This is a genomic window from Thioclava sp. DLFJ5-1, from assembly GCF_002020115.1.
GTDB classification, from domain to species: Bacteria; Pseudomonadota; Alphaproteobacteria; order Rhodobacterales; family Rhodobacteraceae; genus Thioclava; species Thioclava sediminum.
The window spans coordinates 931,965-949,524 of sequence record NZ_MPZU01000001.1 but is presented as its reverse complement, the minus strand read 5'-3'; the positions used below and the strand labels follow the sequence as shown (position 1 = coordinate 949,524).

At 65.5% G+C, this 17,560-nt stretch carries 14 protein-coding genes; 9 read left to right on the top strand and 5 right to left on the bottom strand.

The features are described 5' to 3' along the window. The first annotated feature begins 1 nt into the window (after position 1). Genes BMI86_RS04540 through BMI86_RS04520 form a run of 5 tightly spaced genes read left to right on the top strand, consistent with a single transcriptional unit; the run spans position 2 to position 5,259 of the window. The gene (locus BMI86_RS04540) at positions 2–847 is read left to right on the top strand and encodes a carbohydrate ABC transporter permease (protein WP_078519897.1); all 846 of its coding nucleotides are present in this window, start codon (positions 2–4) and stop codon (positions 845–847) included. After that, positions 844–2,916 carry an alpha-galactosidase gene (locus BMI86_RS04535; protein ID WP_078539940.1) on the top strand — a complete coding sequence of 691 codons (2,073 nt, stop codon included), beginning with the start codon at positions 844–846 and terminating at the stop codon, positions 2,914–2,916. The genes BMI86_RS04540 and BMI86_RS04535 overlap by 4 nt, the downstream gene beginning before the upstream one ends. Further along, positions 2,913–3,803, top strand: a complete 891-nt coding sequence (locus BMI86_RS04530; RefSeq protein ID WP_078539939.1) for a 2-dehydro-3-deoxygalactonokinase — start codon at positions 2,913–2,915, stop codon at positions 3,801–3,803. The genes BMI86_RS04535 and BMI86_RS04530 overlap by 4 nt, the downstream gene beginning before the upstream one ends. Continuing rightward, entirely contained in the window at positions 3,800–4,408 is a 609-nt protein-coding gene (locus BMI86_RS04525; protein WP_078539938.1) for a 2-dehydro-3-deoxy-6-phosphogalactonate aldolase, read from the top strand. Before BMI86_RS04530 ends, BMI86_RS04525 begins: the two co-directional genes overlap by 4 nt. Then, positions 4,405–5,259: an SMP-30/gluconolactonase/LRE family protein gene (locus tag BMI86_RS04520; RefSeq protein WP_078539937.1), complete on the top strand. Its 855-nt coding sequence runs from the start codon at positions 4,405–4,407 to the stop codon at positions 5,257–5,259. The genes BMI86_RS04525 and BMI86_RS04520 overlap by 4 nt, the downstream gene beginning before the upstream one ends. An 84-nt stretch (positions 5,260–5,343) precedes the next feature. Here BMI86_RS04520 and BMI86_RS04515 read toward each other — a convergent pair whose 3' ends face one another. Beyond that, positions 5,344–5,814 (bottom strand): autoinducer binding domain-containing protein, encoded by a 471-nt coding sequence (locus BMI86_RS04515; RefSeq protein ID WP_078519892.1) that lies wholly within the window; start codon positions 5,812–5,814, stop codon positions 5,344–5,346. Between the two features lie 108 nt (positions 5,815–5,922). Between BMI86_RS04515 and BMI86_RS04510 the strand changes: the two genes are divergently transcribed. Beyond that, on the top strand, positions 5,923–6,543 hold the full coding sequence (locus BMI86_RS04510; RefSeq protein ID WP_078539936.1) for an autoinducer binding domain-containing protein: 621 nt from the start codon (positions 5,923–5,925) through the stop codon (positions 6,541–6,543). A gap of 103 nt (positions 6,544–6,646) precedes the next feature. Here BMI86_RS04510 and ugpC read toward each other — a convergent pair whose 3' ends face one another. The 4 genes from ugpC to BMI86_RS04490 are packed head-to-tail and all read right to left on the bottom strand — an operon-like array spanning position 6,647 to position 10,831. Further along, a complete protein-coding gene (gene ugpC / locus BMI86_RS04505; RefSeq protein ID WP_078539935.1) occupies positions 6,647–7,768 on the bottom strand; it encodes a sn-glycerol-3-phosphate ABC transporter ATP-binding protein UgpC in 1,122 nt (373 codons plus the stop codon). Positions 7,769–7,770: 2 nt separating this feature from the next. After that, a complete protein-coding gene (locus BMI86_RS04500; protein ID WP_078539934.1) occupies positions 7,771–8,664 on the bottom strand; it encodes a carbohydrate ABC transporter permease in 894 nt (297 codons plus the stop codon). After that, positions 8,661–9,542, bottom strand: a complete 882-nt coding sequence (locus BMI86_RS04495; RefSeq protein WP_078519888.1) for a sugar ABC transporter permease — start codon at positions 9,540–9,542, stop codon at positions 8,661–8,663. Before BMI86_RS04495 ends, BMI86_RS04500 begins: the two co-directional genes overlap by 4 nt. 29 nt (positions 9,543–9,571) lie before the next feature. Next, positions 9,572–10,831 (bottom strand): ABC transporter substrate-binding protein, encoded by a 1,260-nt coding sequence (locus BMI86_RS04490; protein ID WP_078539933.1) that lies wholly within the window; start codon positions 10,829–10,831, stop codon positions 9,572–9,574. Between the two features lie 216 nt (positions 10,832–11,047). On the opposite strand from BMI86_RS04490, the gene BMI86_RS04485 reads away from it, so the two are divergent. The 3 genes from BMI86_RS04485 to pdhA all read left to right on the top strand — a co-directional run bounded on the left by BMI86_RS04485 (position 11,048) and on the right by pdhA (position 17,556). Next, entirely contained in the window at positions 11,048–13,702 is a 2,655-nt protein-coding gene (locus BMI86_RS04485; RefSeq protein WP_078539932.1) for a cation-transporting P-type ATPase, read from the top strand. A 120-nt stretch (positions 13,703–13,822) separates the two neighbouring features. Continuing rightward, positions 13,823–15,562 (top strand): acetate--CoA ligase, encoded by a 1,740-nt coding sequence (gene acsA / locus BMI86_RS04480; RefSeq protein ID WP_078539931.1) that lies wholly within the window; start codon positions 13,823–13,825, stop codon positions 15,560–15,562. After that, positions 15,559–17,556 carry a pyruvate dehydrogenase (acetyl-transferring) E1 component subunit alpha gene (pdhA, locus tag BMI86_RS04475; RefSeq protein WP_078539930.1) on the top strand — a complete coding sequence of 666 codons (1,998 nt, stop codon included), beginning with the start codon at positions 15,559–15,561 and terminating at the stop codon, positions 17,554–17,556. Before acsA ends, pdhA begins: the two co-directional genes overlap by 4 nt. Positions 17,557–17,560 lie beyond the last annotated feature (4 nt).

The window sequence follows — 17,560 nt, the reverse complement described above, 5'->3', positions numbered from 1 at the left end:
GATGTTTCCCAAACCCATTCAATCCATGAGCCCCGCCGCCCGGCTGACCTATCAGATAGCCCTTCCGGTGATGCTGGTGGTCTGGCTGCTGCCGCTTCTGGGCGTCGCCGTCACTTCGATCCGGCCCTCCAGTGATCTCGCGCAGGGCAATTATTTCGGCATACCGTCCTATCTGGCGTTTTCGAACTATCTCGACGTGTTCAAGAACTCGCCTTTCGCCAGCTACATGCTGAACTCGTTCAAGGTGACGATCCCGACGGTGATCGGGGCGGTCGCACTGTCCTGCCTGACGGGCTTTGCGCTCGCCGTCTACAAGTTCAAGGGCAACCTGCTGATCTTCTTCATTTTCGTGGCGGGGAACTTCGTGCCCTTCCAGATCCTGATGGTGCCGGTGCGCGACCTGACGGTGAAGATGGGTCTCTATGACACGATCACCGGGCTCGCACTGTTCCATGTCGCTTTCCAGACCGGGTTCTGCACGCTCTTCATGCGCAACTTCATCAAGGCGCTCCCGAAAGAGCTGATCGAGGCCGCCCGGGTCGAGGGCGTGGGCGAATGGCAGATCTTCTGGCACATCGTGCTGCCGCTGGTGCGGCCCGCGATCGCGGCGCTGTCGGTGCTGATCTTCACCTTCATCTGGAACGACTATTTCTGGGCGACGGTGCTGACCACGGGGGCCGATACCCAGCCGATCACCGCCGGGTTGCAATCGCTCAACGGCCAATGGGTCGCGGCGTGGCAACTGGTGTCGGCAGGCTCGATCCTCGCGGCGCTGCCGCCGGTGGCGATGTTCTTCCTGATGCAGAAACACTTCATCGCAGGGCTGACGCTCGGGGCGGTGAAATGATCCGCACGTGGCATTTGCAAGACGCCCGCCAGAGCCTCGTTCTGGCGGGTCACGACGACCGGCTTCCCGAGATCGTCTATTGGGGCGCGACGCTGCCCGAGGGGGAAGACCTCGCGGGCTTGGCCGCGGCGAGCGTGCCGGATGTCACCGGCGGGATGCTCGATCGCGCGCCGGAGGTTTCGATCTGCCCCGAGGCCAGCCAGAGCTTCCCGGGCGAGCCGGGTCTGATCGCGCGCGACGGGGCAAGGCGGCCGCTGCGGCCCGCCTTCCGCTTCGCGTCGGAAGAGCTTCGCGAGGATCGGCTCACGCTGGTCTATCGCGATGCGGCGTCGGGTGTGAGCTACAGGGCCAGCTTCGCGCTCGACGCCGACACCGGACTGATCGCGGCGAGCGCAGAGCTGGAGAGCGATGCGCCGATCACGCTTCATTGGCTCGCCGCCCCGGTTTTCCCCGGCCCGCAACTGGCCGACGAGATGCATGAATTTTCCGGCCGTTGGATCGGTGAATTCCAGATCGAGCCGACCCCGTGGCGTCCCGGTCAGCGCGTGCGTGACAACCATACGGGCCGCATTGGGCACGAGCATTTCCCCGGGTTGATCCTGCCTGCGCGCGGGGCGACCAAGACCCAAGGCGAAACCCGCGCCTTTCATTATGGCTGGTCGGGCGGGCATCGGATGGTGGCCGAGGAGCTTCCTGACGGACGCAGGCAAATCCAGTTCGGTCATGCGAGCGGCTCCGAGGCCGAACCGGCGACGCGGTTTGAGACTGCGACGCTCTATGCGGCCTTCTCGGCGGCCGGCTCGAATGGTTGCGCGGTCGCCTTCCAGCGCCATCTGCGCAAACGCGCCCCTTGGGCCAAGGCGCGCCCGGTGCATTACAACTGCTGGGAAGCGATCTATTTCGACCACGATCTGGTCGAATTGAAAGCCATCGCAGAGCGCGCCGCAGCACTTGGCGCGGAGCGTTTCGTGCTCGACGATGGTTGGTTCGGCAAGCGCGACGACGACACCACTTCGCTGGGCGACTGGACGGTCGATCCGCGCAAATATCCCGACGGGCTGACGCCGCTGGTCGATCATGTGCAAAGCCTTGGGATGGAGTTCGGCCTCTGGTTTGAGCCGGAAATGGTCAATCGCGACAGCGATCTGGCGCGCGCCCATCCCGACTGGCTGCTGGGCCCGGAGGATCAGATCGAAGGCCGCCAGCAGCGTGTGCTCGACATGGCGAACCCGGCGGTGCGCGATCATCTTTTCGCGGCGATCGACACGGTGCTCTCGGCCTATGCGATATCCTACGTCAAATGGGACCATAACCGTGTGCTGCCGCATCCCGATGCCGCGCAGGCGCGCGGCCTCTACGATTTGCTCGACCGGTTGCGCGCGGCCCATCCGGGGGTGGAGTTCGAAAGCTGTGCCTCGGGCGGCGGCCGGATCGATTTCGGCATTCTCGAACGCACCGGCCGGGTCTGGCTCTCGGACAGTAACGACGCGCTCGAACGCTTGCGCATCCAGCACGACGCGGCGCTGTTCCTGCCTGCTTGCGTCACCGGCTCTCATGTCGGCCCGCGCCATTGCCACACCTCGGGCCGGGTGATCGACATTCGCACCCGGGCCTGGGTCGCGGCGCAACGACACATGGGTTTCGAGATGGACCCGCGCGAGTTGACCGCGGAGGAGGCAGAGGTTCTGACCTCCGTCACCCGCTGGTGGAAGGACAACCGGGACTGGCGGATGCGCGCGGATATCCTGCGGCTCGACAGCGCCGACCCGGCCGTGATCGCGGAGTTGCAACTGGCCGAGGATGGCAGCCGTTTTGTGGCCTTCGCGGGTCAGGCGGCAACCTCTGCGCAGATCCTGCCGCGCCCGCTGCGGCTGACCGGGTTGGACCCGGCGGCGCGCTATCGGTTGCGGCTGATCACCGCGGAAGACCTGCCCCGGTTGTCGCGTGGGACGCCTGCGCTCAAGACCGGACCGATTACGCTCAGCGGGCAAGCGCTGATGGGGCAGGGGCTTACCCTGCCCTGGACCTTCCCCGAGCGCATTCACGTGATTGAAGGAGAAAGACTATGAGTGACGCGGTTCCCGACTGGATCGCCGCCGATTGGGGCACGACGCATCTGCGCGTCTGGGCGATGCGCGGGCGCGAGGTGCTCGACCGACGGAGTTCCGAGCAGGGGATGGGAAAGCTTACCCCCGCCGAGTTCGGCCCGGTGCTGGAAGAGGCCGTCGCGGGCTGGGGTGCGGCCCCGGTCGTGACCTGCGGCATGGTCGGCTCGCGTCAGGGTTGGGCCGAGGCGCCTTACGCGCCGGTGCCCTGCGCCGCTCAGCCGCGCCTCGTGCGGGTGCCGGATCACGCGGCGCGCCCGGTCTATATCGCCTGCGGCCTGCGTCAGGACAGCCCGCCCGACGTGATGCGCGGCGAAGAGACCCAGATAGCGGGCTTTCTGCTGCGCACGCCCGATTTCGAGGGCACGATCTGCCTGCCGGGAACCCATACGAAATGGGTGGCCCTGCGCGCGGGCCGGATCGAGCGGTTTCGCAGCTGCATGACCGGCGAGATCTACGACCTGCTCGCGCATCGCTCGGTGCTGCGCCACACGATCGGGGAAGGGTGTTCGGACATGGCCGCGTTCGATGCGGCGGTGGCAGAGGCGCTGGCCGACCCGGCAGCAGCCTATGGCGCGCTGTTCGCGCTGCGGGCCGGGGCGCTTCTGGGCACGCAATCGCCCGAGACCGCCGCATGCCGCCTCTCCGGGCTGCTGGTCGGCTGGGAGCTGTCCGCCACGCGCGATCTCTGGCAGGGCCAGCCCGTCGCGCTGATCGGAAGTCCGGTTCTCAGCCCTCTTTATACCCGGGCGCTGGCCGGTTGCGGTATCCAAGCCGCCAGCCATGACGCCGAAGACGTGACCCTTGCGGGGCTCTATGCCGCGCGCCAGACCATCGGAGCTGACACATGAGCCGACCCATCATCGCCATTCTGCGCGGGATCACCCCCGCTGAAGCCCTTCCCGTCTGTGAGGCGCTGATCGCCGCGGGCGTGACCCGGATCGAGGTGCCGCTGAACTCGCCCGAACCGCTCTACAGCATCGCCGCGATGGTGGAGCGCTTCGGCTCCGACGCGCTGATCGGGGCGGGAACGGTCCTGACCACGGATCAGGTCGCCGCCGTTGCTGCGACCGGCGCGAAGCTGATCGTCTCGCCCAATTGCAACACCGAGGTGATCGCTGCCTCCAAAGCCGCAGGGCTGCAGAGCTTCCCGGGTGTGATGACCCCGACCGAGGCCTTCGCGGCGCTCGCCGCTGGGGCCGATGGGCTCAAGCTGTTTCCGGGCGAGCTGATCGGGCCGATTGGTCTCAAGGCGATGCGCGCGGTGCTGCCGCCCGAGGTGCCGCTTTATGCGGTGGGCGGTGTCTCGGCCGAGAACATGCGCGAGTGGCACGAGGCGGGCGCGGCAGGCTACGGCATCGGCTCGTCGATCTACAAACCCGGCGACAGCGTCGAGACCGTGACCGAGAAGGCCCGCGCGCTGGTCGCGAGCTACGACGAGGCCTGCACAGCATGAGCTTCGAGATTTACGACGACCGCGCCTGTTTCCTTGGCGAGGGGCCGTTCTGGCATCCCGAACGTGGCCAGTTGTTCTGGTTCGACATCCTCGCGGGGCGGATGCTCAGCCGCGATGCGACCGGGCCGCGCGAATGGGCGCTCGGTCAGATGGCGTCCGCAGCGGGCTGGGTCGATGCCGAGACGCTGGTGATCTCGACCGAGACCGGGCTGCGCCGTTTCGATATCGCCTCGGGCGCGCATGAGCCGCTCGCCGCGATCGAGGCCGACCGCACCGACACACGTTGCAACGATGGCCGGGCCGATCCGATGGGGGGCTTCTGGGCCTCTACGATGGGCAAAAGCGCGGAGACGGGCGCGGGGGCGATCTACCGCTATTCCCAGGGCACGGTGGAGCGGCTCTTTCCTGAGATCACGATCCCCAACTCGATCTGCTTCGCTCCCGATGGGCGACACGCCTATTTCGCCGACACCCCGACCGGAAAGATCATGACCGTCCCGCTCGATGCGCAGGGCTGGCCTGAGGGAGCGCCGGAGATATTCGTCGATCTGAGCGCGGACGGCGTGAATCCCGACGGCGCGCAGACCGATGCCGAGGGCGCACTCTGGAGTGCGCAATGGGGGGCAGGGCGCGTGGCGCGCTACCTGCCCGACGGGCGCTTCGACCGGGCGATCGCGGTCGGCGGGCGGCACAGCTCCTGTCCCGCTTTCGGCGGGCCGGAGTTCACGACACTCTTCGTGACCACCGCGCAGGAAGGGATCGAGACGCCCGACGCCGCGCAGGGCCGGGTCTATTGCGCCCCCGCCGGGATTGCAGGGCGACCCGAGCCCGCGGTGCGACTGAACGGCTGATCGCAATGCGTGCAGCGAAGTTCGGGCGAACACAGCACGGGCTTGCTGCGCTTTCTCGGGGACGATCCGGCTTTCCGGATCGTCTCAGAAGCGGAGCTCAGACCGGAGCCGCTCCAACTCGCCCTCGGGCAACGACTCGACACCCTTCGTCATCTCGTGAAGCTCTTCCAGGAGCGCTCGGGCTTCCTCGGCCTCAGCGTCTTCGATCTTCCGCGAAGGGTGGGTGAAAAATCCAGCGGACCGGGAGGTCTCCCCGATCGCGATGGCCTTCCCGAAGCGCAGTCCGAATTCGGCGGCCTGACCGAACACATTGCTCTCGTCTTGATCCGCGAGCTCGGACCAATCGCAAATACCTGTGTGGGTCATCGCCCATTTGACCGTCGGATCGACGAATACGAGGCCATTTGCGGTGTAGAAATTCATCCATTCTTGTGGATATGTCTGGTAGAGCAGCGTAGGATTGGCGAAGCGAATGTGCAGCCCCAGGGCGAATTTCCAATCCGATACTTCACCCAGACGTTGCAAGCTCTGGCGCATTTCATGCACGTCGATCATGCAGCTATCCTTGTATAAACTTGACAGAAATTCTTGACCAAAACGCCGCGGCACTAGCTTGGCCTAATTGAGCTCTCCTCTTTGGTGACTATAAATCCCTCGGAGGGAATGGAAGATCGAAACGACACGATGCTAAGTGATTTTCAAAGTCTTTTCGCCGAACGCGCTCCAGCCGGTTGCTACATCGCATTGCGGGCGGGTTTCTTCGCGCCTGAGGCTGAGTTGAACCTGTTTCCGGCTGACTGGATCAATCATTATACCTTTTCTGGACTGGCGCTGGCCGACCCGCTGTTGCGTTGGTGTCAGGAAAATTCGGGCTATGCGCGATGGAAGGACATAGACAGCTTCGTCGGCACGGACTTCATGCGTGACTATCGGAAATTTGGCTTCGAATTCGGAAGTGTCGTGTCGATCCATGGGACGGAGGAGATGCCGAAGCGAAGCCTCGGGATCTTTGCGCGCGCTGACCGGGAGCTGCACGTCTCCGAGATGGAAGAGATCGAGACGGTGCTGTCGCGCATCCATGCAGCCGAGCCCGAGATGCCGACAGAGGCGCAGATGCAGGCACTTCAACTCTATTCCAAGGGCTATCTGCACAAGCAGGTCGCCCATGAATTGCAGCTCTCCGTCGGCGGGGTAAAGGCCCGTCTCAGGGGCGCTGCGGACCGCCTCGGGGCCAAGACATTGAGAGAAGCTGCGAGCATCGCTGCAAGTCGCGGCCTGCTGTAAGCTTTGACGCTCCACCGGGTTTTCCTCTTGCGAAGACGATAGCCGAAAGCCGCGTTGCGCCAATCGGCGCGGGGGGGCTTTAGGGGGCTTACGAAGGTCCGCGTCACAGGCGCAGGCCGGTCTCGGCATCGAAGACCTTGGCCTTGCCCATATCGACCTCGAAGCTGAAGGGGGAACCCGGGGGCAGGGCGTCTTCCGGGCGGACCCGGGCGATCACCTCGGTCTCTCCAAGGGCGAAGACGATCATCGTGTCGGGGCCGGTCGGCTCGACCAGGTCGACCGGGCGTTCAAAGACGAAACGGTCGGGGCCGGGCAGTTCGGTTCCGGCCATGAAGATCGCCTCGGGCCGGAGCCCCAGAACGACCTTGTGTCCATCGGGGGCTGTGACCCGCTCGGTGAACCTCGCAGGCAGGGGAAAGCGAAGCGCCCCCGCCGTGCCCTCGGCCACCTCCACCGAAAGCGCGCCCGTCTGCCCATCGCGCCGCAGGGCACCGGGCAGCATGTTCATCGACGGCGACCCCATGAAGCTCGCGACGAAGAGGTCGACCGGATCGTCATATATTTCTCCGGGTTCGGCCACCTGACGGATATGGCCGTTATCCATCACCGCGATCCGGGTCGCCAGCGTCATCGCCTCGATCTGGTCGTGGGTGACATAGACGACGGTCTTGCCCAGCCGCTGGTGCAGCTTCTTGATCTCGGTGCGCATCTCGATCCGCAGCTTGGCGTCGAGGTTCGACAAGGGTTCGTCGAACAGGAAGACCTCGGGCTTACGCACCAGCGCGCGGCCCATCGCGACGCGCTGGCGCTGGCCGCCCGAAAGCTGACCGGGCTTGCGGTCCAGATAGGGGTGGATCTGCAAGAGCGTGCTGAACTCCTCGACCGCGGTGGCCTGTTCGGCGCGCGGGACGTGGCGGGTCTGCATCCCGAAGGTGATGTTCTCGCGCACCGTCTTGGTCGGGTAGAGCGCGTAGGATTGGAACACCATCGCGATGTCGCGGTCGCGCGGCGGGGTGTCGTCGACCAGCCGCCCGGCGATCTCGATATGGCCGTCGCTCAGCGTCTCGAGCCCGGCGATCAGGTTGAGCAGGGTGGACTTGCCGCAGCCCGAGGGCCCGACGAGGACGATGAATTCGCCCGCCTCGATCTCGAGGTCGATGCCCTTGATCACCTCGTTCGTTCCGAAGCGTTTGCGCACGCCCTGAAGGGAAATTCCCGCTGCCATTGCTACCCTTTCACCGCTCCGGCCGAGAGCCCGCGCACGAACCAGGCTCCGGCGACGACATAAACCGCCAGCGTCGGCAGCGCCGCGATGATCGCCGCGGCCATGTCGACATTGTATTCCTTCACCCCCGTCGAGGTGTTCACCACGTTGTTGAGCGCCACCGTCACCGGATTGCTGTCCCCGATGGTGAAGGCCACGCCGAACAGGAAGTCGTTCCAGATCTGGGTGAACTGCCAGATCACGGTCACCACGATGGCCGGCAGCGACATCGGCAGCACGAGCCGGAAGAAGATGCCGAAGAAGCCCGCCCCGTCGACCTTCGCCGCCTGAATGATGCCGCTGGAAACCCCGATGAAGAAGTTGCGGAAGAACAGCGTGGTGAAAGCGAGGCCATAGACCGTGTGTACGAGGATCAGCCCCGGGATCGTGCCCGCAAGGCCGAGCTGGCCCAGCACCCGCGCCATCGGCAGCAAGATCACCTGAAACGGGATGAAGGCGCCGAACAACATCAGCGCGAAGATCGTGTCGGCGCCGCGAAAGCGCCACTTGGTCAGCGCATAGCCGTTCAGCGCGCCGAGTATCGTCGAGATCGCCACCGCCGGCACGGTCATCATCACCGAGTTCCACATATAGGGTGCCAGCCCGTTGCAGCGTACGCCCACGCAGGCGCTGTTCCACGCCTTCTCCCAGGCGCTGAAGTCGAACTCTTTCGGCAAGCTGATCAGCGAGCCCTCCCGGATCTCGGTCAGCGATTTCAGAGAGGTCGAGATCATCACCAGAAGCGGGATCAGGTAGTAGATGCAGAACACCCCGAGCACGGCGAACAGCACGGCGCGCATCAGGCTGTGATGCAGCCCCCTGCGTTGGACGATCCCGCTTGTGTTGCGCTGCCTCATCCGCTGGTCTTCCTCAGTTCCGAGTAGAGATAGGGCACGATGATCGCGATGACCGTCATCAGCATCATCGTGGCGCTCGCCGCCGCCACGCCCAGCTCGCTGCGCTGGAAGGCGAAGGAATACATGAAGGTGGCGGGCATGTCGGTCGCATAGCCCGGCCCCCCGCCGGTCAGCGCGATCACCAGATCGAAGCTCTTGATCGCGAGATGGGCGAGGATGATGACGGTGGACAAGAACACCGGCCGCAGCATCGGCAGCACGATCCCGGTATAGGTGCGCCACAGCCCCGCGCCGTCGATCGCCGCCGCTTTCAGGACCTCGTCATCGACCGAGCGGAGCCCCGCCAGAAACAGTGCCATCGCGTAGCCGGAGCTTTGCCAGACGGCTGCGATCACCACCGTGTAGATCGCGTAATGAGAGTTCACTAGCCAGTCGAAACTGAAATTCTCGAAGCCCGCCTGATGCATCAGCCGCTCCAGCCCGAGGCCGGGGTTCAGCATCCATTTCCAGACCGTGCCGGTGACGATGAAGCTGAGCGCCATCGGGTAGAGGTAGATCGTGCGGATCACCCCCTCGATGCGCACTTTTTGGTCGAGCAGGATTGCCAGAAGAATGCCGATCGCCATCGAGATCGAGATGAACAGGCCCGAGAAGACGAAGAGATTGCGGATCGCCACATACCAGCGTGGCGTTTCCCAGAGCCGGACATATTGGCTCAACCCGTCGAACTCGTAGTTGGGCATCACCCCCGACCGTGTCAGCGAGATATAGGCCGTCCAGAGGATGAAGCCGTAAACGAAGAACAGGCTCGCCGCGAAAAGCGGCGAGACCACGATCGCGGGCAGGCGCCGTTCCAGCGCCCGCCCGAACCTTGCCATGGGCCCCGTGCCTCCGGGCATTGCAGGCTCTAGTTTTCCTGCGCGCGCTTGATCGCGGCCGCAAGTTGCTTGACCGCGTCCTCAGAACTCATGTCAGAGTTGAAGAAAGCGGTCACGAGATCGAGGAACTCACCCCGCACCGAGCGCGGCACCGCCATCTCATGCGCCATCGACGGCACCAGCGTGTCGTTCTCGATCGCCGCCAGCAGATCGGCATGCGAGCGTTTGGCGCAGGCGTCGAAATCGTCGAGCGGCACGTCGGTGCGCGCCGGGATCGACCCCTTGGCGAGGTTGAACACCTTCTGGAACTCGGGCGACATGATCAGTCGTGCGAGCACTTTCTGGCCCTCGATACGGTCCTCGCCCTCCACCTTGAAGAAGGTGAAGCTGTCCGAATTCAGCACGAAGCCCTTGCCCGGCGTGGGCCAGCACAGGAAATCCTGTTCCGGTACTTTGCCAGCAGCAAGGAATTCGCCCTTCGCCCAGTCGCCCATGATCTGGAACCCGGCCTCGCCGCGCATTACCATCGCGGTCGCGAGGTTCCAGTCACGCCCCGAGAAGTTCGGATCGACATAGCCGCGCAGCTTGCGCAGCTGGTCGAAAGACTTGACCATCATGTCCGAGGTCAGCGCCTCCGGATCGAGCTCCACCAGCGCCTTGCGGAAGAAATCGGCGCCGCCGATCCCCAGTACCACGTCTTCGAACAGCGTCGCGTCCTGCCACGGCTGACCACCATGGGCGAGCGGCACGATACCCGCCGCCTGCAGCTTGTCGGCGGCCGCGTTGAACTCGTCCCATGTCGTGGGCATCTCTTCGACGCCTGCTTTCTTGAGCGCCTCGGGGTTGGCCCACATCCAGTCGACGCGGTGGATGTTGACCGGCGCGGCGACGTATTTGCCCTGGTATTTCATGATCTCGGCCAGCGCCGGTGGCAGGACCGCATCCCAGTTACCTTCGTCCGCGACGGATTGGACGTCGTTGAGCGCGCCTTGCTCTGCCCATTCCTGGATGCCCGGCCCCTTGAGCTGCACGGCCGTCGGCGGGTTCCCGGCCACAACGCGGGCGCGCAGCGCCGTCATCGCGGCATCGCCGCCACCGCCCGCGATCGGCGAGTCGATCCATTCGCCGCCCTCGGCTTCGAAGGCTTTCTTCAGTTCTCCGACGGCCTTGGCCTCGCCGCCCGAAGTCCACCAGTGCAGGACTTCGACCGTGCCATCCGCCCGCGCCGCGCTCGCTGAGAGCGCGCCGGCGACACTCGCGGCCGCCATCATGGCTTTACAAATGTGCATGTTTTCCTCCTCCTCCCGGTCGAGTTCGCGGTCCATGATCGCAGCCCGACACGAGATTTAGGCTGAGACGACAGGCGCAGGACGTCATTGATCTCGATCAACGATTTGTGAATCACGGGTGAGGCGGACGGGGGCAGAGGCGAGTTTGACCCGTGGCATCCCTACACAGGTCCGAGCGATTGCGCTGCCTGCCGAAAGGCTTACCATCGCCTCGGGATGACTGAAGGCCTCGTGATGCAGGATACCGACGCCGCGCCAGCTTTTGCCGAAACCGCCGAGGCGGTGATCGCGCGACTGTCCGTCCCTTTTCCGAACGGGCTGAGCGCTCAGGAAGCCGCCACGCGCCTCGCGCGCCACGGCCCGAACGCTCTGCGTCGTCCCAAGCCCCGAAGCGCATTGCGCATCCTGCTGCATCAGTTTCAGGGGGTGATCGTCGCGCTTCTCGTTCTGGCAACGATATTCTCGCTGGTCATCAACGATATCGTCGAGGCGCTGGCGATCCTCGTCGTGCTGCTCTTGAACGGCGCGATCGGGTTTTTCACCGAGTTGCGCGCCACGCGCTCGATGGAGGCGCTGTTCAGCGTCGCCGAGGTCCGCACCCGCGTCCGTCGGGACGGAATGCTGATCGAGGTGGATGCACGCGATCTCGTGCCGGGCGATCTCGTGATGCTCGAAGCGGGCGATGTGGTGACCGCCGATCTGCGGCTCGTCGAGGCGTCGGGGCTTCATTGCGACGAATCCGTGCTGACCGGCGAGTCCCTTCCGGTGCTCAAGACCACCAAACCGCTACCATCCGATGCGGTGCTGGGGGATCGCACCAATATGGGGTTCAAGGGTGCGGCCGTCACACGGGGGGCCGGAACCGGCGTGGTGGTGCGGACCGGCATGGAGACCGAGATCGGCAAGATCAGCCAGCTTGCGATGGCGGCCAGCACGGAACCCACACCGCTCGAACACCAGTTGACGCGGCTCGGGCAGCGACTGGTCTGGCTGACGATCGTTCTTGCCATCGCGATCATCGTGACGGGGCTGGCGCAGGGCCACCCGCTCACCAGTATGATCCAGACCGGGGTCGCCCTTGCCGTGGCCGCGATCCCCGAAGGCATCCCTGTTGTGGCCACCTTGTCGCTTGCGCGCGGGATGTGGCGCATGGTGCAGCGCAATGCCCTGATCAGCCGCCTGTCCTCGGTCGAGACGCTCGGGGCGACGACGCTGATCCTGACGGACAAGACCGGGACACTGACCGAGAACCGGATGAGCGTGGTGCAGGTCTTGCTCGACGGGGGGAGTGTGGATCTGGATGGGCCGGAGACCGGTATCGCGGAGGACCTTCTGCGTGCGGCGTTGAAGATCGGCATGCTGTGCAACAATGCCGAGCTGGGCGATGGCGATGAGGGCCGGATCGGCGACCCGACCGAACTGGCCTTGCTGAGTGCGGCACGACAGGCGGGGGTGACCGAGGACGAAGCGGAGCCACGCCTGCTCCAACATGCGTTCGAGAGCGACAGCCTGATGATGGCGACCGTCCATGCGTTGCCGGACGGAGGCGCGCTCTATGCGGTGAAGGGCGCGCCCGAGGCGGTGATCGCCTCTTGCTCCGAGGTTCTGGGGGCGGAAGGCCCGCGCCCTCTGAGCGCCGAAGACAAGGCCGACTGGATCGCGCGAAACGCGGACGCTGCGAGCGAGGGGCTGCGTGGGATCGGCCTCGCGATGAAGCGGACGGACGGGGCGGAGGACGCGCCCTATGAGGGGCTGACGCTTGTCGCGATTGCCTGCCTCGCCGATCCGTTGCGCAAGGATGTGCCCCCCGCGATCGCGGCCTGCCAGAGCGCCGGGGTCCGGGTGATCATGCTGACAGGCGATCATGCCGAGACCGCCGCGCGCATCGCGAAGGATGCCGGGATCAGCGGAAACGGTGCGGTGTCGATCGAGGGGCGAGACCTCACCGGGCTCGATCTGGAAAACGCCCCGGAGGAAACGCTCGACCGCCTGCGCAAGGCCAGCGTCTTCGCCCGCGTGGCTCCGGCGACGAAGCTGGACCTCGTCAGCTTCTATCAGCGCGAGGGGGAGACTGTCGCGATGACGGGCGATGGGGTGAATGACGCGCCGGCGCTGAAGAAAGCCGATATCGGCATCGCGATGGGCCAGCGCGGCACCCAGGTCGCCCGCGAGGCCGCACATATGGTGCTCAAGGACGACGATTTCGCGACCATCGTCGAGGCGGTGCGACAGGGCAGGGTGATCTTCGGCAATATCCGCAAGTTCATCGTCTACCTGATGTCGTGCAATCTCTCGGAGATCCTTGTGGTCGGGATCGCCGTGGGAGTGGGGCTTCCTTCACCGCTCCTGCCGCTGCAGATCCTGTTTCTCAATCTCGTCACCGATGTCTTCCCCGCGCTGGCGCTCGGTTTGGGGCATGGGGACGGCCATGAGATGCGCCGCCCGCCCCGTGACCGCGCCGAGCCGATCCTCGCGCGCAGGGAATGGGGACGCATCATTGCGCTCGGGGTCATCGTGACGCTGGCGACGATGCTGGCTTTCGGAGGCGCGCTCTACGGTCTGCAGCTTGCGCCCGCCGCCGCCGTCACCGTGGCCTTCGTCACACTCGCGCTGGGCCAGCTGTGGAACGTGTTCAACATGCGCGAGGCCGACACCCACGCCCTGCGCAACGATGTGACGCGCAACCCCTATGTCTGGGGGGCGCTTGTCCTGTGTCTCGTGCTGATCGCCGGGGCGCTGTGGCTGCCGGGGCTCTCCGATGTGCTGCAGCTGCCGTCGCCCGGAATCGCGGGGCTGACGCTCGCCGGGGCGATGAGCCTGCTGCCGCCGCTGCTGGGGCATCTGGTCGTATCGCGCGCAACCCGCAGATAATTTCCGCTCCCGCGTTGAGCCACATCAATGAAACTGCCTCCTGTCTTCGCCTAGGCAAGATTATGGCCGTTCGTGACAGGGGGCGGCCCATCGACTGGCATCACCTTGGGAGGAGGCGTGATGACTTGGGCGATTATCCAGAAGTCGGATGCCGAACGGGCAGCCGCAACGTTGACCGATGAGGTCCGCAAGGCGTTCACCTGGGACACCGCGCGGGCGATGCTCGACGGCTTTCCCGATGGCGGGTTGAACATCGCCTACGAGGCGGTGGATCGGCATGTCGCCTCGGGGCACGGCGGTGACGAGGCGATCCTGTGGCTCGGCAAGGACGGCGCGCAAGAAAGCCTGAGCTATGGCGACCTCGCCGCCCGGACCGCACGCTTCGCCAATGTGCTTAAAAGCCACGGACTGAAACCGGGCGACCGGCTCTTCGGTCTCGCAGGGCGCGTGCCCGATCTCTACGTCGCGGCGCTGGGCACGCTGAAAGCCGGGATGATCTTCTCGCCGCTCTTTTCCGCCTTCGGGCCCGAGCCCTTGCGCACGCGGCTCGAGATTGGCGAGGCCAATGCGCTGATCACGACCGCGTCGATCTACCGTCGCAAGATCGCGGCGTGGCGCGACCAGATCCCGTCCCTGAAACTGGTGCTGATCATCGGCGACGAGGCGCCCGACGATTGCGTCGCACTCGGCCCCGCGATGGCGACGGCCTCGGAGGAGTTCGAGACGGTCCGCACGGCACCCGAAGATCCCGCGCTGATCCATTTCACCTCCGGCACCACGGGCCGCCCGAAAGGCGCGGTGCATGTGCATAATGCAGTCGTGATGCATGTCGCCGCGGGGCGCTACGCGCTCGAACTGACGCCGGGCACGCGCTACTGGTGCACCGCCGATCCGGGATGGGTGACGGGCACCTCCTTCGGGATCATCTCGCCGCTGGTGAACCGGGTGCGGATGGTCATCGACGAGGCCGATTTCGATCTCGACCGCTGGTATGGCATTCTCGAGCGCGAGCAAATCGAGGTCTGGTACACCGCGCCCACCGCGATCCGCATGATGATGCGCGCAGGGAAAGAGGCAGCCGCGCCTTACGATTTCTCGAAGCTGCGGTTCATGGCCTCGGTGGGCGAGCCGCTCAATCCCGAGGCCGTGGTCTGGGGCAACGAGGTCTTCGGTAAACCCTTCCACGACAATTGGTGGCAGACCGAGACCGGCGGCATCATGATCGCCAATACCCGCGCGATGGATGTGCATCCCGGCTCGATGGGCAAGCCGCTGCCCGGGATCGAGGCGGGGATCGTCGAGCGTGTCGATGAGGGGCTGCGCGAGTGCAAACCCGGCGAGATCGGCGAACTGGCGTTGCGCCCCGGCTGGCCCTCGATGATGCGCGCCTATCTGCACGAAGAGGCGCGCTACAAGAAGTGTTTCGTGGATGGCTGGTATCTCTCGGGCGATCTCGCGATGCGCGACGCGGACGGGTATTTCTGGTTCGTCGGCCGCGCAGACGATCTGATCAAATCCTCCGGCCACCTGATCGGCCCTTTCGAGGTCGAAAGCGCGCTGATCGAGCACCCGGCGGTGGCCGAGGCCGCCGTGATCGGCCTGCCCGACGAGACCGCGGGCGAGGTCGTGAAGGCCTATGTCGCGCTCAATCCGGGGTTTGAGCCCTCCGAGGACCTCGAACGCGACATCCGGGGCCTCGCGCGCAAGAAGCTCGGCGCGGCGGTCGCCCCGCGCGAGGTGGTGTTCCGCAAAACCCTGCCGAAGACCCGTTCGGGCAAGATCATGCGCCGTCTGCTGAAAGCGCGCGAGCTGGGCCTGCCGGAAGGCGATATTTCGACGCTGGAGAGTGACGAGACATGACTGCCGATAAACCGCATCTGACCCATGACCACATCCGCGAATTGCTCACGGCGATGATCCGTGTGCGCCATTTCGAGGATAAATGCGCCGAGCTCTACACGCAGGAAAAGATCCGCGGCTTCCTCCATCTCTACGATGGCGAGGAGGCGGTGGCCTCTGGCGTGATCCCGCGGCTGGGCCCCGAGGATCGCGTGGTGGCCACCTATCGCGAACACGGCCATGCGTTGGTGCGCGGCGTGCCTATGGAGCGCGTGATGGCCGAGATGTATGGCAAGGCCACCGGCGCCTCGGGCGGGCGGGGCGGCTCGATGCATATCTTCGACGCCGAGCGCAATTTCTATGGCGGCAACGCGATCGTGGGGGGAGGGCTGCCGCTGGCCGTGGGCCTCGCGCTGCGCGACCGGATGATGGGTGCGCCCAATGTCACCGCCTGCTTCTTCGGCGAAGGCGCGGTGGCCGAGGGCGAGTTCCACGAGTCGATGAACCTCGCGCAGCTCTGGTCGCTGCCGGTTCTGTTCGTGTGCGAGAATAACGGCTACGCGATGGGCTCGGCCCTGGCGCGCACCGAGGCCGAGACCGATATCCGGCGCAAGGCAGCGGCCTATGGCACGGTGACCGAACAGGTCGACGGGATGGATGTGGTCGCGGTCGAGGCGGCCACCCGTCGCGCGCTCGCCGCGATCCGTGAAACCGGCAAACCCTATTTTCTCGAATGCCTTACTTACCGGTTCCGGGCGCATTCGATGTTTGACGCCCAGCTCTATCGCGACAAGGACGAGGTGGCCGCGTGGCGCGAGAAGGGGCCGATCGTGAGGTTCCAGTCCTGGCTTTTCGAGAGCGGGCTGATGCATCCCGAAGAGGTCGCGCAGATCGAGGCCGGCGTAGAGGATGAGATCGCCGCCGCCGTCGCCTATGCCGAAGCGAGCGAGTGGGAGCCGCTCGAGACCCTCACGCGGCACGTCATGGCCGAGGAGCGCCCGGCGCTGCCCGCGCCGCCCGAACCTAGCGCCGAGACCGTCGAGATGACCTATCGCGAGGCGGTCAAGCAGGGCATCCGCGACGCGATGAGCCGCGACGAGCGGGTTTTCCTGATGGGTGAGGATGTGGGCGCTTACGGGGGGTGCTACGCGGTCTCGAAAGGGTTGATGGACGAATTTGGCGAAGACCGTATCCGCGACACGCCGCTGTCGGAGTCCGGCTTCACCGGGGCTGGAATTGGCGCGGCGGCGGCGGGGATGCGCCCCATCGTCGAGGTGATGACGGTGAACTTCTCGCTGCTCGCGCTCGACCAGATCATGAACACCGCCGCCACGATCCGGCACATGTCGGGCGGGCAGTTCGGCGCGCCCGTGGTGATCCGTCTCGCCACTGGCGCGGGCAAGCAGCTGGCGGCGCAGCATTCCCATTCTCTTGAAGGGTGGTATGCGCATATCCCCGGGCTGCGGGTCCTGGCGCCCGCCACGCTCGAGGACGCGCGCGGGATGCTCTGGACCGCGATTGAGGATCCCGATCCGGTGCTGATTTTCGAGAATGTCATGCTCTACAACATGACCGGGCAGATCGCGGCGAATGCCGGGCCGGTCGATATCGACAAGGCCGCGATCCGGCGCGCGGGCAAGGATGTCAGCCTGATCACCTATGGCGGGTCGCTGTGGAAAACACTTGAGGCCGCCGAAGCGCTGGCAGGCGAGGGGGTCGAAGCCGAGGTGGTCGACCTGCGGTCCCTGCGGCCGCTCGATGACGAGACGATCATGGCCTCGCTTGCGCGCACGCGCCGCGCGGTGATCGTCGACGAGGGCTGGCGGTCCGGTTCGCTCTCGGCCGAGATCGCGGCCCGGATCGGCGAGCAGGCCTTCTGGCATCTCGATGCGCCGGTGGGGCGGGTGTGTTCCGCCGAGGTGCCGATCCCCTATCCCAAACATCTCGAGGACGCCGCCATTCCGCAGGTGCCCGCCATCGTGGCCGCCGTGAAGGCGACGCTTGGGAAAGGGTGACGCG

What these genes read in the sequence shown, in the direction of transcription:
- BMI86_RS04485 (WP_078539932.1), top strand. Translation starts at nt 11,048, where the DNA reads ATGACTGAAGGCCTCGTGATGCAGGATACCGACGCCGCGCCAGCTTTT.
- BMI86_RS04495 (WP_078519888.1), bottom strand. Translation starts at nt 9,542, where the DNA reads ATGGCAAGGTTCGGGCGGGCGCTGGAACGGCGCCTGCCCGCGATCGTG.
- acsA (WP_078539931.1), top strand. Translation starts at nt 13,823, where the DNA reads ATGACTTGGGCGATTATCCAGAAGTCGGATGCCGAACGGGCAGCCGCA.
- BMI86_RS04500 (WP_078539934.1), bottom strand. Translation starts at nt 8,664, where the DNA reads ATGAGGCAGCGCAACACAAGCGGGATCGTCCAACGCAGGGGGCTGCAT.
- BMI86_RS04510 (WP_078539936.1), top strand. Translation starts at nt 5,923, where the DNA reads ATGGAAGATCGAAACGACACGATGCTAAGTGATTTTCAAAGTCTTTTC.
- BMI86_RS04515 (WP_078519892.1), bottom strand. Translation starts at nt 5,814, where the DNA reads ATGATCGACGTGCATGAAATGCGCCAGAGCTTGCAACGTCTGGGTGAA.
- BMI86_RS04520 (WP_078539937.1), top strand. Translation starts at nt 4,405, where the DNA reads ATGAGCTTCGAGATTTACGACGACCGCGCCTGTTTCCTTGGCGAGGGG.
- BMI86_RS04540 (WP_078519897.1), top strand. Translation starts at nt 2, where the DNA reads ATGTTTCCCAAACCCATTCAATCCATGAGCCCCGCCGCCCGGCTGACC.
- BMI86_RS04530 (WP_078539939.1), top strand. Translation starts at nt 2,913, where the DNA reads ATGAGTGACGCGGTTCCCGACTGGATCGCCGCCGATTGGGGCACGACG.
- BMI86_RS04535 (WP_078539940.1), top strand. Translation starts at nt 844, where the DNA reads ATGATCCGCACGTGGCATTTGCAAGACGCCCGCCAGAGCCTCGTTCTG.
- ugpC (WP_078539935.1), bottom strand. Translation starts at nt 7,768, where the DNA reads ATGGCAGCGGGAATTTCCCTTCAGGGCGTGCGCAAACGCTTCGGAACG.
- BMI86_RS04525 (WP_078539938.1), top strand. Translation starts at nt 3,800, where the DNA reads ATGAGCCGACCCATCATCGCCATTCTGCGCGGGATCACCCCCGCTGAA.
- pdhA (WP_078539930.1), top strand. Translation starts at nt 15,559, where the DNA reads ATGACTGCCGATAAACCGCATCTGACCCATGACCACATCCGCGAATTG.
- BMI86_RS04490 (WP_078539933.1), bottom strand. Translation starts at nt 10,831, where the DNA reads ATGCACATTTGTAAAGCCATGATGGCGGCCGCGAGTGTCGCCGGCGCG.